Source organism: Mycobacterium sp. NPDC006124 (genome assembly GCF_040614235.1).
Classification (GTDB): domain Bacteria; phylum Actinomycetota; class Actinomycetes; order Mycobacteriales; family Mycobacteriaceae; genus Mycobacterium.
Map to the genome: position 1 here is coordinate 103437 of NZ_JBEXUA010000009.1, position 19790 is coordinate 123226.

Sequence of the window (19790 nt, forward strand, 5' to 3'; positions counted from 1 at the left end):
ATCGAAGTCCGGTCACACGTCCTCGCTCAACCAACCGATGATGTCCGGAAAGACGTCGACGGCCGCGTACTGGCCGAGGAACACGTCGAGATGCCCGTACCCCGGATACTGCTGAAAGCCGTGTCGCGGGGGCGCTCCGACCGGCACCGGTGAATGGTCGTTGAAGAACTTCCACGACTCGCGCATCGCGGAGGGCCGGAATGTGTGGTTGTCCTCGCCGGTGATGAAGGTGAAGACCGCCTCGGTTCTCGGCGCCTCGATCCCGAGTTGGGCGGGAATCTCGGGGTAGTTCAGGACGGGCACCAGATGGCCGACCTTCAGACACTCGCGGGTCTGCCGAAACAAGCTCACCGGCACGTGGGCGAACTCACCCTTGATCCAGTCGTGCGTCTCGGGCTCGAGGTTGTGATGGCTCCAGAGGGTCGGAAACCCCACGCCGTAGACGAAGCTCGAATGCTTGCACACCGCATTACGGCACTCGTGGTGCGTCACGTCCACCATGAAGTCCATGAGCTTGGCCCCGAAACTCGGCGGATACAGGCCGTATTGCGGGTTGAAGTAGTCCATGAACGTGCCGAGGGTCGCCAACGCAATCGGCAGCTTGACCGCGGCGGCGCGCCGCACTCTGGGAGTCATCGCGGTCGAATTCGCCACCACCCGCGTCACCTCGGGTAGCAGTCCAGAGGCGATGGACATCGTGAAGGCGTGCGAGCCCTGGCAGTGCACCACCGCCTTGACGGTCCGCTTGCCGGTGACCTCGAGGATCTTCGCCACCGCGGCGGGGAAGTCGTGAACCGCCGCGTCGTCGAGGGTGTACTCAGACGGTTCGAGGTCGATGCTGGAGCGCCAGTTCAGGATCCACACGTCGAAGCCAGCTGCGGACAGCATCGCGGGCAGGGTGATGATGCCGGGCGGGCAGAACAAGTTGGCGCGCACACCGGCCCCGTGCACCAGCATCACCGGACCCATGTCGTCGGTGCCAGGCACTGGCCGCAGGCGCCGGAAGTTGAGTTCGAACCCGTCCCTGGCCGGGAACCAGACGGTCTCGACGTTCGGCAACACGACACCCGGGGGTGACGCGAGCCGGATGTCGGTGCGGGGCGGAACGGTGAAGCGGCGCATCAGATTCGACCTTCACCCGAAGGTGTCGTCGGGCTGGCCGCAACGGTCGTCGCCAGCGCGGACCGGTCGGGCAGTCCGAGCTTCATGCACGCCTTGTAGACGTGTCCCTCGACGGTGCGCACCGACACCGACCACAGCGACGCGATGGCCTTGTTGGTCATCCCCTGAGCCACCATCACGGCGACCTCCCGTTCACGACCGGTGAGCGGCAACGGGCTCAACGCCTTCTCCAAGGCGGGCGTCGTGGGATTGCCGCACCGCTGGGACAACGCCGCTGCTCGCGCCTTCGCCGCCAACTCACCGGAACGGTGGCCGGCAGCCTGGTGGATCACTGCGGCCTGCGCGGCAGCGTCGGCGGCAACGGCCAGGAGCCCGGCGTCCTCCAGCTTCGTCGACACCGCGTCCAAGGCGGCACCGTCACGATCGGCCAGCGCTTGGCCGTGCTCGACGCAGAGACTGCCGGTCGCACAATCGATCTGGGCGTTGATGCGGATGGCCGTCGGCACGCCGCCGACGTCGCCGAGGCGCACCAGGTCGTGCAGCGCCCTCATGGCGACTGCGTGCTGTCCGGAACGCTCGGCGGCGTGGACGGCGTCGCGAGCGGCGCTCGTCGCGCCGCGGACGTCGCGAGCGGCGGCACGGGCCCACGCCCTGGCCATTGCCAGGTCGGGAGCGTACAGCTCGGAGCGCATCCCATGAGCAGCCGCGGCGCGGTCCAGCGCGACGGCGGCCTCGGCTGCCTTCCCCTGCTGCCCCAGCGCCTGCGCCAAGCCGATCAGCGCCAGCGGACCCCAGCTGTAGCCGGTGGTCGTGAGCGCCGCCGCGGCCTGACGCAAGAGGGTGACGGCCGCGTCGAACTCGCCACCGGCCACCAACGCATGGCCCAGGAGCACTTCCCCGATCGCCCGGCCTGGCTGCTGGAATTCCGAGAAGCTCAAATAGTGCCGTGCCAGCTCGACGGCGGCGCCCACGTCACCTGCCATGATCAGGCCCGTCGTCTGTCCGAGGCCGATGGTGAATCGCAACAGTCCCGGGTGCGTCGCGCTCAGTCCACGCTGCGCGAGCTCATCGACGTCCTCGAAGCGCCCGAGTCGGGCGCTCGACAGCGTTGCGGTGGCTGCCGCCCACGCCACCGCGAGCTCCAGAGCCTTGGGACTCTCCAGGACGCCGGCGGCCACCCGGACTGCCCGGCCCGGCTCCCCGCAGTTCATCGCGAAGGTCGCGGCGAGCGCGTCGAGCGTGTGGAAGGCCGCGGGTTCGGAGACCCGGGCGCGCATCTCGGCGAGATAGGTGACCGCCTCGTCGGGCCGCGACAGCATCCAGAACCTGTTGGCGGCCTTCGGGAGTGTCCACGCCGTGACGTCCCACTCGGACAACGTGTCGGGGTCGACCGGGTCGAGCACCTCGTCGGCGTCCCGGCCACGGCCCTGCCACGACAGTGAATGCGCCAACGGCAGCCGTGCGGACAGGTCACCGGTTTGCACGAGCGCGGCACGGGCCAACCGCTCGCCGAAGGCCAGGTCGCCCATCCGCATCGCCTCCCACGACAGGGCGATCAGATCGCCGGCAGCCGGCGGAGAGTCGGTGTCGAGCGCCAGCCCCGCGATGCGCAATCGCCCACTGATGTCGGTCGGCGCATCGGCGGAGAGTTGCCCGACGAGGATCTTCCGCAGCCTGCGGAAGGCCAAGCGCCCGAGGCTGGATCGCACGCGCTCGGCGTAGAGCGGATGCCACGGACGTACGACCAGGCTGCCAGCCTGATCGCTGACCGTCACCACCCCGGCCGTTTCCGCGCGATCGACGGCGTCGAGGCCCGCAATCTCGGCAAGGGTCGACACCGAGAGGGGGTCCTCCACGGCGAGGAACTCGAGGACCGTCCTGACCTCTGGCGCCATGGCACTCAGATGCTGATCGATCAACGTGGAAAGTTCTGGAGTGAAGGACATTTCGCCGCGAAGCTGCCACACGCCCTCGACCTGGCGCAACGCTCCCGCGTCGACGGCGGCCACGACGAGGTGACGAAGATAGAGCGGGTTGCCCCGGCTGACCTCGAACATCCGAGCCGAACTGACGCCTTCGACGGGACCGCCGAGGACCTGCTCGAGAAGCGTGGCCGTTTCCCCGGCGTCGAACGGGTGGATGTCACAACGGGCTAGGAGGTCGTCCTTCCACAGCGTGGTGACGGCGTCGGGGCAGGTCTCACCCTCGCGCACCGTGAGCAGTAGTTGGGCGAATCCGCTGATCGCGACCTGGTGGACCAGCGTGGCCGACAGCGTGTCGAGGTGGTGGGCGTCGTCGACGACCAGCACGAGTCCGTCGGCGGCGTCGCGCCGCAACGCATCCTGCGCGACGCGAAGCAACATCGCCGGTTCGTCAGCGCCGGCGAACTCGACGAGGTGACTGAACGCACCGAAGGGGATGAGTTTCGCCGACTCGGTCGCCGAGACCCAGAGCGAGGTCGCCCGCGGGTGCTCCTTGGCATAGGCCCGTGCCGCGGCGCGCGCCATCACCGTCTTGCCCACTCCCGGCGCGCCGACGAGCACGGCGCCCGGCCCCGAGCCGAGAGCGGATTCGAGTTGCTTTCGCGTCCCACCCCGACCCGCCGTCATCCAGCGAACCCCCACCACGGGTGGAGTGTAAGCCCGCGTGCGCGGATTCATTGGGCGAACGAATGCGGCAACCGCCCGTCGCGACGCGTCACTCCCGTTGCGGCCAACCGGGGCTCATCGGCGCCTAGACCGTCGTAGCATCGCCCTCGTGCCCACAGCGCCCCTGAAGATCCTGGTCTACAGCGACAACGCTCGCACCCGCGACCAAGTCCGGAGTGCGCTCGGCACGCGGGTGCACCCGGACCTTCCGGACTTGGAGTACCTGGACGTGGCCACCGCACCGGTCGTCGTGGCGAACGTCGACAGGGGTGGCATCGATCTGGCGATCCTGGACGGGGAGGCCAGCCCGACCGGCGGATTGGGGCTGGCCAAGCAGCTCAAGGACGAGGTGGCCAACTGCCCGCCGATTCTGGTGCTGACGGGCCGCCCGGACGACGCCTGGTTGGCGTCGTGGTCACGGGCGGAAGCAGCGGTGCCGCACCCCGTCGACCCGATCCGGCTCGGCGAGGCCGTCGCGGCGTTGTTGCGCCCGTCAACTGGCTAGCACTGGTTGACGCACACGAAAAAGACTGGCGCCATTGGGTTCTCGCGGTGAAGACCTCGCGAGCCGTCGGTACGCAGCCGCTAGGGCGGATCCTATCCAAAATGCGCCACCTCGACCGTTAACGAGACTAAGCTGTGTCGTAGCTCACATCGACAGCCCCAACGAGGGAGCGACACAGCGGTATGAATGCCTATCTGCCCATCCTGGTACTCGGCACGATTGCGGCGCTCTTCGCCGTCGGATCGGTCGGAATCGCAGTGCTCATCGGACCGCGGCGCTACAACCGGGCCAAACTCGAGGCCTACGAATGCGGCATCGAGCCCGTCGCCCCGGGATCGCCCGGTGACCTGCAGACCGGTCAACGATTTCCGGTGAAGTACTACCTCACCGCAATGCTGTTCATCGTCTTCGACATCGAGATCGTGTTCCTCTACCCCTGGGCCGTCGCGTTCGACTCACTCGGACTGTTCGCCGTCGTCGAGATGCTCCTGTTCATGCTGACGGTCTTCGTCGCCTACGCCTACGTGTGGCGCCGCGGCGGACTGAGCTGGGACTGATTCGCCATGGGACTCGAGGAACAACTGCCCGGCGGCATCTTGCTCTCCACCTTGGAGAAGGTCGCCGGTTACGTGCGCAAGGGATCACTCTGGCCCGCCACGTTCGGCCTGGCATGCTGCGCCATCGAGATGATGGCGACGGCTGGCCCTCGTTTCGACATCGCCCGCTTCGGCATGGAGCGGTTCTCGGCGACGCCGCGGCAGGCCGACCTGATGATCGTCGCCGGCCGGGTCACTCAGAAGATGGCGCCGGTGCTGCGCCAGGTGTACGACCAGATGGCCGAGCCCAAATGGGTTCTGGCCATGGGGGTGTGCGCCTCCTCGGGCGGGATGTTCAACAACTACGCCATCGTGCAGGGGGTCGACCACGTCGTTCCGGTCGACATCTACCTGCCCGGCTGCCCACCCCGTCCGGAGATGTTGCTCAACGCGATCTTGATGCTGCACGCCAAGATTCAGGAGATGCCGCTGGGCGTGAACCGGGCCGAGGCCATCGCCGCCGCCGAGGAGGCGGCCCTGGCGTCGCGGCCGACGATCGAGTTCAAGGGGCTGCTGCGGTCATGACGGGCGCCGAGGGCAACGGCGCCCGACCCGACGGGCCCGAGAAGATCGGCCAGCGACACGGCATGTTCGGCGTCAAGGGAAGCGGCGACACCTCGGGCTACGGCCGCCTGGTGCGCGAGGTGGCGCTTCCGGGTGGTTCTCCGCGCCCGTACGGCGGTTACTTCGACGAGGTGGTCGACGGGCTGGCCGCCGCCCTCGGCGACGAGGTCTTCGCCGCGGCCGTGGAGCGCGTCGTGGTGTTCCGCGACGAGTTGACCCTCGACGTGCGGCGTGAGCATCTGGTGGCCGTGGCCCGGGCGCTGCGCGACGAGGCTGCGCTGCGATTCGAACTGTGCCTGGGGGTCTCCGGGGTGCACTATCCGGCCGACCAGGATCGCGAGTTGCATGCCGTCTACCCGCTGATGTCGATCACCCACAATCGCAGGATTCGCGTCGAGACCGCCGCCCCGGACGCCGATCCGCATGTGCCGTCACTGTTCTCGGTGTATCCGACCACCGACTGGCACGAGCGTGAGACGTATGACTTCTTCGGAATCGTCTTCGACGGGCACCCGTCGCTCACCCGCATCGAGATGCCCGACGACTGGGTGGGTCACCCGCAGCGCAAGGACTACCCGCTGGGCGGCATCCCCGTGGAGTACCACGGCGCCGAAATCCAACCGCCCGACCAGCGGAGGTCCTACAACTGATGGCCAAGCCCACGAACCCGCCTCAGGAGACCGTCGTCACGGTGGGCGGTGAAGACTGGCAGGACGTCGTCGATGCGGCTCGCGACGGCGCCGTCGCCGGTGAGCGCATCGTCGTCAACATGGGGCCTCAGCATCCCTCCACCCACGGCGTCCTCCGCCTGATCCTCGAGATCGAGGGTGAGACCATCACCGAGATCCGCTGCGGAATCGGCTACTTGCACACTGGGATCGAGAAGAACCTGGAGTTCCGCAACTGGACGCAAGGCGTCACGTTCGTGACGAGGATGGACTACCTGTCGCCCTTCTTCAACGAGGCGGCGTACTGCCTCGGGGTCGAGAAGTTGCTCGACGTCACCGACGAGATTCCCGAACGCGCCAGTGTCATCCGGGTGATGCTGATGGAGCTCAACCGGATCTCGAGCCACCTGGTGGCCCTGGCCACCGGTGGCATGGAACTGGGCGCCATGTCGGCGATGTTCTTCGGCTTCCTCGGTCGCGAACAGGTGCTGTCGGTCTTCGAGACCATTACCGGGCTGCGCATGAATCATGCCTACATCCGGCCGGGTGGCCTCGCCATGGATCTGCCGGACGAGGCCATCCCGCAGATCGAGGAACTCCTGGCGACCATGCCTGCCAAGCTCACCGACCTCGAAGACCTCCTCAACGAGAACTACATCTGGAAGGCGCGCACCCAGGGCATCGGGTACCTCGATCTGACCGGCTGCATGGCGTTGGGCGTCACCGGCCCGTGTCTGCGCTCCACCGGTCTGCCGCACGATCTGCGCCGCGCCCAGCCGTACTGCGGATACGAGACCTACGACTTCGACGTGATCACCACCGACGAGTGCGATGCCTACGGCCGCTACATGATCCGCGTGCGGGAGATGCGCGAATCATTGAAGATCGTCGAGCAGTGCATGGCCCGGCTGAAGCCCGGACCGGTGATGATCACCAACAAGAAGCTGGCCTGGCCGGCTGACCTGAAGCTCGGACCCGACGGGCTCGGCAACTCCCCCGACCACATCGCCAAGATCATGGGCGGCTCGATGGAGGCCCTCATCCACCACTTCAAGCTGGTGACCGAGGGCATCCGCGTTCCGGCGGGCCAGGTCTACGTCGCCGTGGAGTCGCCCCGCGGCGAGCTGGGGGTGCACATGGTCTCCGACGGCGGGACACGGCCCTACCGGGTGCACTACCGAGACCCGTCGTTCACCAATCTGCAGGCGGTGGCGGCGATGTGCGAGGGCGGGATGGTGGCCGACGCGATCGCGGCGGTGGCGTCGATCGACCCGGTGATGGGCGGGGTGGACAGATGACCTTGATCGACCTGCACCTCGGGCCACGCCCGGACGAGCCGGGACCGCCCATTTCCCAGGGGCCACAGTCCTATTCGATGGAGGTCACCGAGCGGTTGGCCGCCGACGCCGCCCAGATCGTGGCCCGTTACCCCGAGCCCAGATCGGCACTGCTGCCGCTGCTGCACCTGGTGCAGGCGCACGACGGCTACCTCACTCCGGCCGGAGTCGCCTTCTGCGCGTCGCGACTGAACCTCAGCCCCGCCGAGGTGACCGCCGTGGCCACGTTCTACTCCATGTACCGACGCACCCCGACCGGCGAGTACCTGGTCGGGGTCTGCACCAACACGCTGTGCGCGGTGATGGGCGGCGACGCCATCCTCGAGGTCCTCGAAGAACACCTCGACCTGCCCGCCGGACAGACGACCGCCGACGGAAAGGTCACCCTCGAACACCTCGAGTGCAACGCGGCGTGCGATTACGCACCGGTGATCATGGTGAATTGGGAGTTCTTCGACAACCAGACACCGGCCTCGGCCCGCAACCTGGTCGACGATCTCCGCTCGGGCACACCGGTGTCCGCCACCCGAGGCGGTACGCCGTGCTCCTTCCGGGAGACCTCGCGCATCCTGGCGGGATTCCCCGACCCGCGACCGGGCGCCAACGACGGTCCCACCGCGGGTGACGCCACGCTGGCCGGGCTGCGGATCGCCCGCGAGCGCGGCATGTCGGCGCCCACCCCCGGGGAATCCCATTCCACGGCCGCCGGACCCGACGACGACGCCTTGACCGAGCAGGCCGTCCGCAACGAGCCGGCTCCCGGCCCACGAGCCGACCTTCCGCCGACGAACGGGACGCGCTCGTGACGTTGACACCGGTGCTGAGCCAACATTGGGACGAGCCCTCGTCGTGGACGCTGGCGTCCTACCGCCGCCACGACGGCTACCAGGCCTTGGACAGGGTGCTCGACATGGCGCCCGACGACGTCATCGCCCTGGTGAAGGACTCCGGGCTGCGGGGCCGCGGCGGTGCGGGCTTCCCGACGGGGCAGAAGTGGTCGTTCATTCCGCAAGGCACCGACGGCGCGGCGGCCAAGCCCCACTACCTGGTGGTCAACGCCGACGAGTCAGAACCCGGCACCTGCAAGGACATTCCGCTGATGATGGCCACCCCGCACGTGCTCGTCGAGGGCGCGATCATCGCGGCCTACGCGATCCGGGCCCGGCACGCGTTCATCTACGTGCGTGGTGAGGTGCTGCCAGTGCTGCGGCGGCTGCAGACCGCCGTCGCCGAGGCCTACGAGGCAGGCCTGCTGGGTACCGACATCCTCGGTTCGGGATTCGACCTCGACCTGGTGGTGCACGCCGGCGCAGGTGCCTACATCTGCGGTGAGGAGACGGCGCTGCTGGACTCACTGGAGGGCCGGCGTGGCCAGCCCCGGCTGCGACCGCCGTTCCCCGCCGTCGCCGGTCTCTACGCCTGTCCGACGGTGGTCAACAACGTCGAGTCCATCGCCAGCGTGCCCGCCGTCGTGCGCGGCGGTGTCGAATGGTTCACGTCGATGGGATCGGAGAAGTCGCCGGGCTTCACGATGTACTCGCTGTCGGGTCACGTCACCACCCCGGGCCAGTACGAGGCGCCGCTAGGCATCACGCTGCGCGAACTGCTCGACTACGCCGGCGGGGTACGCGCGGGGCACGAACTGAAGTTCTGGACGCCGGGCGGGTCGTCGACGCCACTGCTGACACCCGAACACCTCGACGTGCCACTGGATTACGAGAACGTCGCCAAGGCCGGGTCGATGCTGGGCACCAAGGCGCTGCAGATCTTCGACGAGACGACGTGCGTCGTGCGGGCCGTGCGCCGGTGGACGCAGTTCTACGCCCACGAATCCTGTGGCAAGTGCACACCCTGTCGCGAGGGCACCTACTGGCTGGCTCAGATCTACGAGCGCCTGGAGAACGGTACCGGCCGGGCCGACGACGTCGACAAGCTGCTCGACATCGCCGAGGCCATTCTCGGCAAGTCGTTCTGCGCGCTCGGCGACGGCGCTGCGAGCCCGATCATGTCCTCGCTCAACCACTTCCGCGACGAATACATCGCACACGTCGAGGGTGGGTGCCCCTTCGACCCACACGCCTCGATGCTGGCCGCACCGGAAGGAGCTACCGCGTGACGACCGCAGAGGACGAGGCCGCGCCTGCCACCGACGTCGAGATGGTGAGCCTGACCATCGACGACCACCAGATCAGCGTGCCCAAGGGCACCCTGGTGATTCGTGCCGCGGAGCTGATGGGCATCCAGATCCCCCGGTTCTGCGACCACCCGTTGCTCGACCCCGTCGGCGCCTGCCGCCAATGCCTCGTCGAGGTGGAGGGCCAGCGCAAGCCGATGGCGTCGTGCACCATCACCGTCACCCCGGACATGGTCGTCCGCACGCAGCTGACGTCGGAGGCTGCGGAGAAGGCTCAGCACGGCGTGATGGAACTGCTGCTGATCAACCACCCCCTGGACTGCCCCGTATGCGACAAGGGCGGCGAATGCCCGCTGCAGAACCAGGCGATGTCCAACGGCCAGGCCGACACTCGCTTCACCGACGTCAAGCGCACCTTTCCCAAGCCGATCAACCTGTCGGCGCAGGTGTTGCTGGACCGCGAACGCTGCGTGCTGTGCGCACGGTGCACCCGGTTCTCGAATCAGATCGCCGGCGACCCGTTCATCGAATTGCTCGAACGGGGCGCACTGCAGCAGGTCGGCATCGCCCCGGGCGGGGAAGCGGCGGCCTTCGACTCGTACTTCTCGGGCAACACCGTTCAGATCTGCCCGGTCGGCGCGCTGACGGGCACCGCCTACCGGTTCCGCGCCCGGCCGTTCGACCTGGTGTCGACCCCCAGCGTGTGCGAGCACTGCGCCTCGGGCTGCGCGCAACGCACCGATCACCGCCGCGGGCGGGTGTTGCGCCGCCTCGCGGGCGACGACCCGACGGTCAACGAGGAGTGGAACTGCGACAAGGGTCGGTGGGCCTTCACCTACGCCACCCAGGGTGACCGCATCACCACGCCGCTCATCCGCGAGGCCGACGGCAGCCAGCGCCCGGCGTCGTGGTCGGAGGCCGTCGCCGTCGCCGTCGCAGGGCTCACCGCGGCGGGCCCGCGCACCGGAGTACTGGTCGGCGGCCGGCTGACCCTGGAAGACGCCTGGGCATACGCCAAGTTCGCCCGAATCGTGCTGGGCACCAACGACGTCGACTTTCGCAGCCGAGCCCACAGCGCGGAGGAGGCCGACTTCCTCGCCGCGGCCGTCGCCGGACGCCCGATGTCGGTCACCTACGCCGACCTCGACGCCGCGTCCGCGGTGCTGCTGGTCGGCTTCGAACCCGAAGAGGAGTCGCCGATCGTCTACCTGCGCCTGCGCAAGGCGGCCCGTAAGCGCGGCCTGGCGGTCACCTCGATCGCGCCGTTCGCCAGCCGGGGCTTGCAGAAGATGAATGGCACCCTCGTCACCACCGTGCCGGGCGAGGAGGCCGCCGCCCTCGACGCGCTGGGGGACGGCGTCGACGCGGGCACCGTCATCCTGGTTGGCGAACGGCTTGCGACGGCACCCGGGGCGTACTCCGCGGTGCTGCGGCTCGCCGAGCGCACGGGGGCCCGAATCGGGTGGGTCCCGCGACGCGCCGGTGAGCGCGGCGCGCTGGAAGCCGGTGCGACACCGCACCTCCTGCCCGGCGGCCGACCGGTCGCCGATGCCGCGGCGCGCGCCGAGATGGCGGCGGCCTGGAACGTCGACGACCTGCCCTCCCAGTCTGGCCGCGACACGGCGGGCATCCTGGCCGCGGCTGCGGACGGCTCACTGGGCGCGCTGCTCGTCGCCGGCGTGGAGATCGCCGACCTACCCGACCCGACCGCCGCCGTGGCCGCGGTCGACGCCGCCCCGTTCGTGGTCAGCCTCGAACTGCGCCACGGTGCCGTCACCGAACGCGCGGACGTCGTGTTCCCCGTCGCCCCGGTGACCGAGAAGTCGGGCACGTTCGTCACGTGGGAGGGTCGCGCCCGGTCCTTCGAGCCCGCGCTACCACCGTCGGCGACGTCGGACTCCCGGGTCCTGGCCGCCCTGGCAGAGGAGGTCGGCGTTCACCTCGGCCTGCGCGACGCCGCCGACGCGCGCGCCGAGATTCAACGAATCGGCAGTTGGGAAGGCACCCGGGCAGACGCGCCGAACGTGCCCGTCCCCGCATCGTCGCCAGCGCAGCCGGGGCGGGCGGTGCTGGCCGGCTGGCGAATGTTGCTCGACGCCGGCCGGTTACAGGACGGTGAGCCACATCTGGCAGGTACGGCGAGGACGCCGGTGGTCCGGCTGTCCCCCTCGACGGCCGCCGGCATTGGCGCCCACGACGGGCAGCAGGTCACCGTGTCGACCAACCGGGGCGCGGTCACGTTGGCGCTCTCGATGACTGAGATGGCCGACGGAGTCGTGTGGCTGCCGCTCAATTCACCCGGCTCGCAGGTGAACACGGCGCTCGGCGTCGCCCCGGGGGCGACGGTGGACGTCGCAGCAGGAAGTGATGGAGCATGACCTATCCCGACCTGAGCTCCTTCGGTCACGACCCCTGGTGGTTGGTGATCGCCAAGTCGCTGGGCATCTTCGTGTTCCTGTTGCTCACCGTGCTCGTCGCGATCCTGCTCGAACGCAAGATCCTCGGCCGTATGCAGATGCGCTTCGGCCCCAACCGCGTTGGACCCTTCGGGCTGCTCCAGAGTCTGGCCGACGGGGTCAAGCTGGCCCTGAAGGAGGGCCTGATCCCCGCCGGGGTCGACAAACCGATCTACCTGGCCGCACCGGTCATTGCCGTCATCCCCGCGTTCATGGCGTTTGCGGTGATACCGATGGGCGGTCTGGTGAGCGTCTTCGGTACGCAGACCCCGCTGCAGCTGACCGATCTGCCCGTCGCGGTGCTCTACGTCCTGGCGGTGACGTCGATCGGCGTCTACGGAATCGTGCTGGCGGGCTGGGCATCCGGGTCGACCTATCCCCTACTGGGCGGATTGCGCTCCAGCGCGCAGGTGATCTCCTACGAGATCGCGATGGCGTTGTGCTTCGCTGCGGTCTTCCTGTACGCGGGCACCATGTCGACCTCGGAGATCGTGGCGAGGCAACAGGGGCTGTGGTACGTCTTCCTGCTGCTGCCGTCCTTCGTGATCTATGCCGTCTCGATGGTCGGCGAGACCAACCGTGCGCCGTTCGACCTGCCAGAGGCCGAGGGCGAACTGGTCGGCGGCTTCCACACCGAATACTCCTCGCTCAAGTTCGCGATGTTCATGCTCGCGGAGTACGTCAACATGACCACCGTCGCCGCACTGGCCACCACGATGTTCCTCGGCGGTTGGCAGGCGCCGTGGCCGTTCGCCATGATCGACGGCGCCAACTCCGGATGGTGGCCACTGCTGTGGTTCACCCTCAAGGTCTGGACGTTCTTGTTCGGGTTCATGTGGCTGCGGGCGACGCTGCCGCGCCTGCGCTACGACCAGTTCATGGGGCTGGGGTGGAAGATCCTCATCCCCATCTCGCTCGGCTGGATCATGACCGTTGCCGTGGTGCGGACGCTGCGCAACGAAGGGTACGACGGCCTGGCCGTCGTCCTCGTCGCCACCGGCGCGTTCGTCGCGGTGCTGCTGCTGGTCTACCTGTGGCGAACGGTGCGGCACAAACGAAACCGTCCCCAGCGGCTCGCCGACCCTCCCTCGACCGCACCGGGCGCCTTCCCGGTGCCGCCCATCCCCGCCAAGGAGCCCGCCGATGTCTAAGCGGCCACACCTCGTCGACGCCCTCGCCGGCTTCGCCGTCACGTTCTCGACGATGTTCAAGAAACCGGTCACCGAGCAGTACCCCGAGAAGCCCGGGCCGACGGCCAAGCGCTACCACGGCCGGCATCAACTCAACCGATACGAGGACGGCCTGGAGAAGTGCATCGGGTGCGAACTCTGCGCCTGGGCCTGCCCGGCTGATGCGATCTTCGTCGAAGGCGCCGACAACACCGAGGCGGAGCGCTTCTCCCCCGGTGAGCGGTACGGCCGGGTCTACCAGATCAACTATCTGAGGTGCATCGGCTGCGGCCTCTGCATCGAGGCCTGCCCCACCCGCGCGCTGACCATGACCAACGACTACGAGATGGCCGACGACAACCGTGCCGACCTCATCTACGGCAAGGCCAAACTGCTGGCGCCGCTCACGCCGGAGATGACGGCACCGCCGCACGCCATGGCCCCGGGCAGCACCGACGAGGACTACTACCGCGGCAACATCACGTCCCTCGGCATGCCCGTCGTGCGGCCCAAGGAAGTGACGCTGTGACAAGCGAATTGACGTTCCTTGCAGCCGAGACCATCTACCGCACCTCGACGATGGAGGCCGTTACGTTCTGGGTGCTCGGTACTCTCGCCGTACTCGGGGCGGTCGCCGTCGTCGCGGCACCCAAGGCGGTGTACTCGGCGATCTTCCTGGCGTGCACCATGATCGTGCTCGCCGTCCTCTACATCGCCCAGGACGCTCTGTTCCTCGGGGTCGTCCAGGTCGTCGTCTACACCGGCGCGGTGATGATGCTGTTCCTGTTCGTCCTGATGCTGATCGGCGTGGACTCCGCCGACTCCCTGGTGGAAACCATTCGCGGCCAACGCATCGCGGCCATCGGGGCGGGCGCGGCGTTCGGCATCCTGCTCATCGCCGGCGTCGGCAACGTCTCGGTCAGCGGGTTCACCGGACTCGCCGAGGCAAATGCCGGAGGCAACGTGGAGGGCTTGGCCGCGCTGATCTTCGTCCGCTACCTCTGGGCGTTCGAACTGACCAGTGCGCTGCTCATCACGGCGACCCTGGCTGCCATGGTGCTGACGCATCGTGAGCGCCTCGACCGTCGCAAGACCCAACGCGAACTCGCCACGGAGCGCTTCGCACCCGGCGGACATCCGACGCCGATGCCCAATCCCGGTGTGTACGCGAGGCACAACGCGGTCGACGTGGCGGCCCGACTGCCCGACGGCTCCGACGCGGCGACCTCGGTCAGTGGCATCCTGCCCCCGCGCACCATGGCCTCCAAGAACGGGGCGTCCTCGTGAATCCGGCGAACTACCTCTATCTGTCGGCGATGCTGTTCACCATCGGCGCGGCGGGAGTGCTGTTGCGCCGCAATGCCATCGTGATGTTCATGTGCGTCGAGCTCATGCTCAACGCCGCGAACCTGGCCTTCGTGACGTTCTCCCGCATGCACGGGCACCTCGACGGTCAAGTCGTGGCGTTCTTCACGATGGTCGTCGCAGCCTGCGAGGTCGTGGTCGGGCTGGCCATCATCATGACCATCTTCCGGGCCAGGCAGTCCGCCTCGGTCGACGGCGCGAACCTGCTGAGGCACTAGTGGCGGCTCCCATCTGGCTGCTGATCGTGCTACCGCTGCTCGGCGCGGCGGTCCTCCTGCTGGGCGGCAAGGCCACCGACGCGTGGGGGCATCTGCTGGGCTGCGCCACGGTGTTGGGGTCCTTCATCGTCGGGGTCGTGCTGTTCGTCGGCTTGCTCGACGCACCCGCGGAGGACCGCGGGGTGCACGAGCACCTCTTCACCTGGGTGCCCGTGGGGCAGTTGCGCGTCGACTTCGGACTGCAGCTCGACCAGCTCTCCGTGTGCTTCGTGCTGTTGATCACCGGCGTGGGGTTCTTGATCCACCTGTACTCCGTCGGGTACATGAAGGAGGACGCCGCCCGCAGAAGATTCTTTGCCTACCTCAACCTGTTCGTCTCGGCGATGCTGCTGCTGGTGCTGGCCGACAACTACCTCGGTCTCTACATGGGCTGGGAGGGCGTCGGTTTGGCGTCCTACCTGCTGATCGGCTTCTGGCAGCACAAGCCGTCGGCCGCGACCGCCGCCAAGAAGGCCTTCGTCGTCAACCGGGTCGGCGACATCGGTCTGGCGCTGGCCCTGATGGTGATGTACACCCAAGTCGGCACCGTGTCCTATGCAGGCGTGTTCGGGGCGGCCGGGGCGATGCCGCAGGGAGCTCTGACGGCCATCGGGCTGCTGTTGCTGCTGGCCGCGTGCGGCAAGTCCGCGCAGGTGCCGCTGCAGTCGTGGCTCGGCGACGCGATGGAGGGTCCGACGCCGGTGTCGGCGCTCATCCACGCCGCGACGATGGTCACCGCCGGCGTGTACCTCATCGTGCGGTCCGGGCCCATCTACGATCTGGCGCCCGACGCCCGTCTCGGCGTGGTGATCGTCGGCGCGGTCACCCTGCTGTTCGGCGCCGTGATCGGTTGCGCGAAGGACGACATCAAGAAGGCGCTCGCCGCGTCGACGATGAGCCAGATCGGCTACATGGTGCTCGCCGCGGGCCTCGGTCCGGCCGGCTATGCGATCGCGATCATGCACCTGCTGACCCACGGCTTCTTCAAGGCCGGGCTGTTCCTCGGCGCCGGGTCGGTGATGCACGGCATGGACGACGAGACCGACATGCGCCGTTACGGCGGCCTGCGCACGGTCATGCCGATCACCTTCGTCACCTTCGGCCTGGGGTACCTCGCCATCATGGGTGTGCCGCCGTTCGCCGGCTTCTTCTCCAAGGACGCGATCATCGAAACCGCCTTCGCCGCAGGCGGTGTCAAGGGAGCCCTACTCGGCGGGGCAGCCTTGCTCGGGGCCGGCATCACGGCGTTCTACATGACCAGGGTGATGCTGATGACGTTCTTCGGGGAGAAGCGCTGGAAACCCGACGCCCACCCCCACGAGTCACCGGCCAGCATGACCGCACCCATGATCGTGCTGGCCGTCGGATCGGTCGGCGCCGGAGCGCTGCTGGCCGTCGGCGGCACCCTCGAGCAGTGGCTCGAACCCGTCGTCGGTGCGCACCCGGAGGCACCGCACGCGATCCCGGTGTGGCTGATGACCACCGTCACGCTCGTCGTCGTGGCCGTCGGCATCGGGATCGCCTACCGCCTCTACGCCATGCGTGCGATCCCAGAGGTGGCTCCGGAGAAGGTCTCCGCGTTGACCGTGGCCGCCCGCCGGGACCTCTACGGTGACGCCTTGAACGAGGACGTGCTGATGCGCGGTGGTCAGCTGCTGACGACGGGGTTGGTCGAGATCGACGACGAAGGCATCGACGACGTGTCCCGCGGTCTCGGCGCCCTGGTCGGCGGCGCCTCGGAGCGGTTGAGGCAGCTGCAGACCGGCTTCGCGCGCTCCTACGCCTTGTCCATGCTCGGTGGTGCCGCTCTGGTCGTCGCCGCGATTCTGGCGGTGAAGGTGTGGTGAGCGGTATGCCGTGGCTGTCGCTGCTGTGGGCCGTGCCGATGTTCGGTGCCGCCGTGGTGATCCTGTTGCCCGCCGCCGCACGCCATCTCGCCAAGTACCTGGCGCTCGCGCTGTCGGTGGCCGTACTGGCGATCACGGTCCTGCTGGCTCTCACCTTCGATCCGGCGGGCGCGCAGTATCAGTTCGTCGAGGACCATGCCTGGATCCCCTCGTTCGGCACCGGGTACGTGCTGGGCCTGGACGGCATCGCGCTGGCGCTGGTGGTGCTCACCGCGGTCCTGGTGCCCCTGCTCATCGTCGCCGGCTGGAACGACGCCGGTGATCACGGTAGATCCGCGCACGCCTACCTCGCGCTGATCCTCGCCGTCGAGGGCATGGTGCTGATCTCGCTGACGGCCTTGGACGTGCTGCTGTTCTACGTGTTCTTCGAGGCGATGTTGATCCCGATGTACTTCCTCATCGGCGGGTTCGGCGGGGCTCAGCGGTCCAAGGCAGCGGTGAAGTTCCTCCTGTACAACCTGTTTGGCGGCCTGATCATGCTGGCTGCGGTCATCGGGCTGTACGTGGCGACCGCCAAGAGCGACGCCTTCGCCGCAGGAACATTCGACTTCCGGGCGATCGTGGCCGCCGTCGCCAACGGGTCGCTCGACGTCGACCCGGCGGTGCTCAACGCCCTGTTCCTGGGCTTCATGTTCGCGTTCGCGGTCAAGGCACCGCTGTGGCCGTTCCACCGCTGGCTGCCCGACGCGGCCGTGGAGTCCACGCCCGCCACTGCGGTGTTGATGATGGCCGTGGTCGACAAGGTCGGCACGTTCGGCATGCTCCGCTACTGTTTGCAACTGTTCCCCGACGCGTCGATCACGTTCCGGCCGTTCGTCATCACGCTCGCGGTGATCGGCATCGTCTACGGCGCCATCGTCGCGATCGGGCAGACCGATGTGATGCGGTTGATCGCCTACACGTCGATCTCGCACTTCGGCTTCATCATCCTGGGCATCTTCGTGATGACGACGCAGGGTCAAACCGGGTCGACGCTCTACATGGTCAACCACGGCATCTCGACCGCGGCACTGTTCCTGATCGCAGGTTTCTTGGTGTCGCGCAGGGGAAGTCGAGCCATCGCGTCGTTCGGTGGTGTGCAGAAGGTGGCGCCCGTACTGGCGGGCACGTTCCTCGTCGCCGGATTGGCGACCCTCTCGCTGCCGGGGCTCGCGCCGTTCATCAGCGAATTCCTGGTGCTGCTCGGGACGTTCACCACCTATCCCGCCCTCGCGGTCCTGGCATCGTCGGCCTTGGTGCTCTCCGCGATCTACATCCTCTGGATGTATCAGCGCATGATGACCGGGCCGGTCGCGACGGGCAACGAGAAGTTGCGGGACCTGGTGCCGCGCGAACTCCTGGTGGTGGCTCCGCTGATCGCTCTGCTCCTGATTCTCGGCATCTATCCGAAACCGGTCCTGGACGTCGTCGACCCCGCCGTCGGTCACACACTGTCGACGATCGGTCAGCAGGATCCGGCGCCCCGCGTCGCCGAAGGGAGACCCGGCCAGTGACGATCACCCCACCCACCGTCGAGTACGCACTGGTGTCGCCGATGCTGATCGTCCTGGGCGTCGCCGTGCTCGGCGTCCTGGTCGAGGCGTTCCTGCCCCGCGCCACGCGGTATCCCGTACAACTGGCGTTGGCGGTCGGCGGACAGATCGCGGCGCTCGTCGCGGTGGTCGTCCAGTGGGTCGGGCTCGGCTCGTCGGTGGGCCGGATTGCCGTCATGGGTGCGGTTGCCGTCGATCGGCCCGCGCTTTTCCTGCAGGGCACGCTGTTGACGATCGGCATCCTCGGCACGCTGTTGATCGCCGAGCGGCGGATCGCCTCCGAGGTGGACGCGAACGAGGGCGCCGGCGGTCTGGACGCGTGCACGCCGATGGCGTCGACCGTGCCCGGCAGCGTCGCCGAGAAGATGGCCACCAAGGCCGGCCTCGCGCAGACCGAGATCTTCCCGCTGACGATGTTCGCGCTGGGCGGGATGATGCTGTTCGGCTCGTCGGACGACCTGTTGACGATGTTCGTCGCGCTCGAGGTGTTCTCGTTGCCGCTGTACCTGATGTGTGGGCTGGCGCGGCGGCAGCGACTGCTGTCCCAGGAGGCCGCGCTCAAGTACTTCCTGCTTGGCGCGTTCTCCTCGGCGTTCTTCCTGTACGGGATCGCCCTGCTGTACGGGTACTCCGGCGCGCTGAGTCTCAGCGGCATCCGAGAACAAACCTCCGCTGACACCGGCATGGCACTGGTCGGCATCGGGTTGCTGTCGGTCGGTGTGTTGTTCAAAGTCGGTGCGGTGCCGTTCCATTCGTGGATCCCCGACGTGTACCAGGGCGCACCGACGCCGGTCACCGCCTTCATGGCGGCGGCCACCAAGATCGCCGCGTTCGGAGCGATGCTGCGCATCTTCTACGTCGCGCTGCCCGACTTCCGGGCCGACTGGCGTCCGCTGATGTGGGGCATCGCCATCCTGACGATGGTGGTGGGCACGGTGACCGCGGTGTCGCAGAGCGACGTCAAGCGGATGCTGGCCTATTCGTCGGTGGCCCACGCCGGCTTCATCCTCACCGGAGTCATCGCGCTGACCGACAGCGGTGTGTCCGCGACCCTGTTCTATCTCTTCGCCTACGGTTTCAGCACCCTGGGCGCCTTCGCGGTGGTCAGCGTCGTCCGCAACGCCGCTGGGGAGGAGGAGACCAACATGCTCCGGTGGGCGGGGCTCGGTCGGACCCATCCCCTGGTGGGGGTGGTGTTCTCGCTGTTCCTGCTGGCCTTCGCGGGCATTCCGTTGACCAGTGGCTTCGTCAGCAAGTTCGCGGTGTTCAAGGCCGCGGCCGAGGGCGGTGCCACACCTCTGGTGATCGTCGGCGTCTGTGCGAGTGCCGTGGCCGCCTACTTCTACGTGCGGGTCATCGTGCTGCTGTTCTTCACCGACCCGCCCGAGGACGGCCCGACGGTGGTGGTGCCGAGCGCGCTGAGCATGGCGACGGTGACGCTCAGTGCCGCGATCACCCTGGCACTCGGTGCGCTGCCACAGCCGATCCTCGACCTGGTGAACTCCGCCCACCAGTTCGTCCGCTAGGTGA

General features: G+C 68.0%; 17 protein-coding genes. 15 read left to right on the forward strand and 2 right to left on the reverse strand.

Annotation, left to right across the window (positions count from 1 at the left end; translation table 11 throughout):
• Positions 1-12: 12 nt before the first annotated feature.
• Entirely contained in the window at positions 13-1122 is a 1110-nt protein-coding gene (locus ABZ195_RS19265; RefSeq protein WP_355220551.1) for a hypothetical protein, read from the reverse strand.
• On the reverse strand, positions 1122-3749 hold the full coding sequence (locus ABZ195_RS19270; RefSeq protein WP_355220552.1) for a LuxR C-terminal-related transcriptional regulator: 2628 nt from the start codon (positions 3747-3749) through the stop codon (positions 1122-1124). Before ABZ195_RS19270 ends, ABZ195_RS19265 begins: the two co-directional genes overlap by 1 nt.
• 130 nt (positions 3750-3879) lie before the next feature.
• Here ABZ195_RS19270 and ABZ195_RS19275 point away from each other — a divergent pair, with 130 nt between their 5' ends.
• The 15 genes from ABZ195_RS19275 (at position 3880) to nuoN (ending at position 19786) form a co-directional block, all read left to right on the forward strand.
• Positions 3880-4275, forward strand: coding sequence for a hypothetical protein (locus ABZ195_RS19275; RefSeq protein ID WP_355220554.1), 396 nt, complete (start codon positions 3880-3882; stop codon positions 4273-4275).
• 182 nt (positions 4276-4457) lie between these two features.
• Entirely contained in the window at positions 4458-4832 is a 375-nt protein-coding gene (locus ABZ195_RS19280) for an NADH-quinone oxidoreductase subunit A (protein ID WP_355220555.1), read from the forward strand.
• Between the two features lie 6 nt (positions 4833-4838).
• Positions 4839-5396, forward strand: coding sequence for an NADH-quinone oxidoreductase subunit B family protein (locus ABZ195_RS19285; RefSeq protein WP_355220557.1), 558 nt, complete (start codon positions 4839-4841; stop codon positions 5394-5396).
• Complete coding sequence (locus ABZ195_RS19290) at positions 5393-6085, forward strand: NADH-quinone oxidoreductase subunit C (protein WP_355220559.1); 693 nt, start codon at positions 5393-5395, stop codon at positions 6083-6085. Before ABZ195_RS19285 ends, ABZ195_RS19290 begins: the two co-directional genes overlap by 4 nt.
• Positions 6085-7401, forward strand: coding sequence for an NADH dehydrogenase (quinone) subunit D (gene nuoD / locus ABZ195_RS19295; RefSeq protein WP_355220561.1), 1317 nt, complete (start codon positions 6085-6087; stop codon positions 7399-7401). The genes ABZ195_RS19290 and nuoD overlap by 1 nt, the downstream gene beginning before the upstream one ends.
• Complete coding sequence (nuoE, locus tag ABZ195_RS19300) at positions 7398-8246, forward strand: NADH-quinone oxidoreductase subunit NuoE (RefSeq protein WP_355220563.1); 849 nt, start codon at positions 7398-7400, stop codon at positions 8244-8246. The genes nuoD and nuoE overlap by 4 nt, the downstream gene beginning before the upstream one ends.
• On the forward strand, positions 8243-9556 hold the full coding sequence (nuoF, locus tag ABZ195_RS19305; protein ID WP_355220565.1) for an NADH-quinone oxidoreductase subunit NuoF: 1314 nt from the start codon (positions 8243-8245) through the stop codon (positions 9554-9556). Before nuoE ends, nuoF begins: the two co-directional genes overlap by 4 nt.
• Positions 9553-11952 carry an NADH-quinone oxidoreductase subunit G gene (locus tag ABZ195_RS19310; protein WP_355220567.1) on the forward strand — a complete coding sequence of 800 codons (2400 nt, stop codon included), beginning with the start codon at positions 9553-9555 and terminating at the stop codon, positions 11950-11952. The genes nuoF and ABZ195_RS19310 overlap by 4 nt, the downstream gene beginning before the upstream one ends.
• Positions 11949-13181, forward strand: coding sequence for an NADH-quinone oxidoreductase subunit NuoH (nuoH, locus tag ABZ195_RS19315; RefSeq protein WP_355220569.1), 1233 nt, complete (start codon positions 11949-11951; stop codon positions 13179-13181). The genes ABZ195_RS19310 and nuoH overlap by 4 nt, the downstream gene beginning before the upstream one ends.
• Positions 13174-13728 carry an NADH-quinone oxidoreductase subunit NuoI gene (gene nuoI / locus ABZ195_RS19320; protein WP_355220570.1) on the forward strand — a complete coding sequence of 185 codons (555 nt, stop codon included), beginning with the start codon at positions 13174-13176 and terminating at the stop codon, positions 13726-13728. Before nuoH ends, nuoI begins: the two co-directional genes overlap by 8 nt.
• Positions 13725-14486 (forward strand): NADH-quinone oxidoreductase subunit J, encoded by a 762-nt coding sequence (locus tag ABZ195_RS19325; RefSeq protein ID WP_355220572.1) that lies wholly within the window; start codon positions 13725-13727, stop codon positions 14484-14486. Before nuoI ends, ABZ195_RS19325 begins: the two co-directional genes overlap by 4 nt.
• Complete coding sequence (gene nuoK / locus ABZ195_RS19330; RefSeq protein WP_056555671.1) at positions 14483-14782, forward strand: NADH-quinone oxidoreductase subunit NuoK; 300 nt, start codon at positions 14483-14485, stop codon at positions 14780-14782. Before ABZ195_RS19325 ends, nuoK begins: the two co-directional genes overlap by 4 nt.
• Entirely contained in the window at positions 14782-16668 is a 1887-nt protein-coding gene (gene nuoL, locus ABZ195_RS19335; protein ID WP_355220575.1) for an NADH-quinone oxidoreductase subunit L, read from the forward strand. The genes nuoK and nuoL overlap by 1 nt, the downstream gene beginning before the upstream one ends.
• Entirely contained in the window at positions 16665-18221 is a 1557-nt protein-coding gene (locus ABZ195_RS19340) for an NADH-quinone oxidoreductase subunit M (protein WP_355220577.1), read from the forward strand. Before nuoL ends, ABZ195_RS19340 begins: the two co-directional genes overlap by 4 nt.
• Positions 18218-19786, forward strand: a complete 1569-nt coding sequence (gene nuoN / locus ABZ195_RS19345) for an NADH-quinone oxidoreductase subunit NuoN (RefSeq protein WP_355220579.1) — start codon at positions 18218-18220, stop codon at positions 19784-19786. Before ABZ195_RS19340 ends, nuoN begins: the two co-directional genes overlap by 4 nt.
• The last annotated feature ends 4 nt before the right edge of the window (positions 19787-19790 follow it).